This window comes from Mesorhizobium sp. P3_A9 (assembly GCF_056402975.1).
This window is the reverse complement of record NZ_JBFUGJ010000616.1, coordinates 1-1938: the sequence shown is the minus strand read 5'-3', so window position 1 is coordinate 1938 and position 1938 is coordinate 1. Positions and strand designations below refer to the sequence as shown.

General features: G+C 62.3%; 2 protein-coding genes. Both read right to left on the bottom strand.

All coding sequences use genetic code 11. From position 1 onward, the window contains the following. Nucleotides 1-242 precede the first annotated feature (242 nt). On the bottom strand, nucleotides 243-1436 hold the full coding sequence (locus AC1DX0_RS35255) for a substrate-binding domain-containing protein (RefSeq protein WP_477222588.1): 1194 nt from the start codon (nucleotides 1434-1436) through the stop codon (nucleotides 243-245). An 88-nt stretch (nucleotides 1437-1524) separates the two neighbouring features. Continuing rightward, a partial coding sequence (locus AC1DX0_RS35250) for an ABC transporter permease (RefSeq protein ID WP_477359053.1) occupies nucleotides 1525-1938 on the bottom strand: 414 nt, incomplete at its 5' end.

Genomic DNA, 1938 nt, shown 5'->3' with positions numbered 1-1938 from the left:
GCATGAACCTCGCCACATCGTGCGTCAAACGAGATGTCCTTCACGGCCACGACATTGCCGAAACGCTTCCATACGCCTTGCATGCGCAATCCCAACGGGGCGTCCGATACGGCGTCGGCCGGGGGTGCCATGTCAGGCTGAAGCTGTTCGACGGTGGCCATGGTCGATCCTCCTAAGTGTCTCCATCATCCTCCTTGAGGAGATGAAGGGGCGGGCAGAAGCCCGCCCCGTTTTGCTCGAGATCAGAGACCGCCCTTAAGGGCCGCCAGGACTTGTTCGTCCGTCAGGCTGGTGCCATTCGAAGCGGATTCCGGGAGCTTCGGATTGCAGAACACCGTTCCGGCAAGCGAATCCTCCAGCTGGAAGTTCGTCACTTCCTTCACACCCGCCGCGGCCACCGTATGCTTGGTGCCATTGGGATCGGTTATGACGAGCGGCTGATCCATCTTGCCGCCGGCGGCCTCGGCAATCGCCCAGCGCACGGCCAGGCGAACATTCCACTGCTCGGCGCTGTTTGTCGTGTACTGGAAGGTGGACTTGGCGTCGGCGTCGTGCAGCTTCTTCCAGGTGCAGCCGAACACGTTGGCGTCTTCACCGGCGATCAGCGGCAGCGGCCGACCGGCCCGTTCGAAAACGCCCGAGGCGACAACGCCCATGCTGAGGTCGGCGATCACACCGTCGATCTGCGGATACTGGGCAATCAGCGCGCCCAGTGATTTGGCGACCATGCTGGAATCCCAATTCGTCACTTCGAACGGTTTCTGCCCGATCTGGACGATGCCCGGATAGTCCTTGAACGCTTCGAGGATGCCATCGGCGCGCTCACGGCTCTGGCTGGTTCCGGCAGGTCCGCCGAGATAGGCGACATTTCCCTTGCCGTTGAGGGCCTTCGCCATCCATTTTCCCCAGTCGACGCCGTCCTGGTGGAAGTTCGTGCCGACGAAAACGCTGTAATCCTTGCCTTCCTCGCCGCCGACACGGGCCCGGTAGGGGACGACGGTGCTGCCTTGCTTGAAGGCATCGCGGATCGCCGGCAACATGGCTGGGCCGGCATCGGGGAACACGACAATGGCATTGACGCCGCGTGCCGCGAGACCGCTGAGGTCGGAGATTGCCTTCTGGGTGTTACCCTGTCCGTCGGTATGATCCCAGCCGGTGACATTCGGGCACTGGCTGGCCTCGTTGATCGCAGCGGCCGTCGTCATCTGCCGCCAGGGGTTTTGGGCGAAGCCATCCGCCAGCGCGACGGAGATTTCCTTCGTTCCGCAGAAGCTCGGCGGCGTCGCCGCCGGTTCGGCGCAGAAGACACCACCGGCAATGCCCTTGCACCAATCCGCGGCGCCGGCTTGTGTGACCGACAGCGGTGAGACAGTTGCAAAGGCCGACAGGGCGAGCGCGGCGCCCGATAGCACGTTTAATCCAAGACAAGACTTCATCATTTCCTCCCAACGAAGTTTGGTTGCTGTTCTCCAACCTGCCCGTGATGGACAGCGTTGAAACTGTTTATTCCCTTGGCCGCCGACATCATGCGGTCGACCTGTTCCTCAAGCTGATTGCACGCCTGAGATTGCGAAAATTCAGACCATAGATGCCGACCCCGACCAGGATCGCGGCACCTTGAAAAAGGTATTGAACGCCGATGCTGGCGCCCGTCGTCAGCACCAATTGCTGGAGCTGTGTGAGAAAGAGAGCGGCGATCACGGTTGCGGCCAGATTGCCCTTGCCGCCAAACAGCGAGGTTCCACCCAGAACCGTCGCGGCGATCGACGGCATCAGGTAGTTGTCGCCCTGCTGCGGACTTGGCAGTTGCATAAGGCCGCCGAGCAGAATGCCGCCGGCCGCATAGAGCAGGCTCGCGCCCACATACGCGGCGATCTGGTAGCGGTCAGCGACGATACCTGCCGCGCGTGCGGCCCGGCTGTTTGCGCCGACAGCCTC

What these genes read in the sequence shown, in the direction of transcription:
- AC1DX0_RS35255 (WP_477222588.1), bottom strand. Translation starts at nt 1,436, where the DNA reads ATGAAGTCTTGTCTTGGATTAAACGTGCTATCGGGCGCCGCGCTCGCC.